Raw genomic sequence first — 680 nt, 5'->3', positions numbered from 1 at the left:
GATATAGTTATAAGTTCAGAAGCTAAAAGTTTAGCAGATGAAATTATAAATCAGTCAAAWRCACCAGAAGAAGTATTCAATGAATTTCCAAGTTGGGTATCTGACCAATACGTTAAAATAGCTAAAAATGGAGGAGCATTTTTAAGTATTCATGCGGCAAATCCAGATTTACTAAAAGATGTTGATCCACAAAGAGTTGCTAATGCTCAAAAAGCATCTGGTATAGCTTTAAAAGAATGGAGATCTTACACATTAACTGATAAATGTAAGTGGAGTATAGTATCTATTCCTACAGAAGCTTGGGCTAAAAAAGTATTCCCTGGTATATCTTCTCAAGATGCAATAGATAAGCTATGGGAAGCTATTTTTAAATGTTCTAGAGTTGATAATGAAGATCCAATAAAAGCTTGGGAAAATCATAACTCTGATTTAAAGAAGAGAATGGATTTCTTAAATAATAAAAACTTTAAAACTTTACATTTTAAATCTGATAAAACAGATTTAACTATGGATTTACCTAAAGGACATATTTGGTTAAGTGGTGCATCTGTTGACCCTAATGGAATAGAGTTTAATCCAAATATACCAACAGAAGAAGTGTTCTGCTTACCTCATAAGTTTAAAGTAAATGGTATTGTTCATAGCACTAAGCCACTAGTTTATGGTGGAAATGTTATAGA

At 31.1% G+C, this 680-nt stretch carries 1 protein-coding gene; it reads left to right on the top strand.

Features of this window, described 5'->3' with window-relative positions:
• On the top strand, positions 1-680 hold a 680-nt coding region (locus tag G3997_RS05650; protein ID WP_296644201.1), incomplete at both ends, for an aminopeptidase.

Source organism: Romboutsia sp. 13368 (assembly GCF_018336475.1).
In the GTDB taxonomy this organism is placed as follows: domain Bacteria; phylum Bacillota; class Clostridia; order Peptostreptococcales; family Peptostreptococcaceae; genus Romboutsia.
This window is presented reverse-complemented; position numbering and strand designations above follow the sequence as displayed.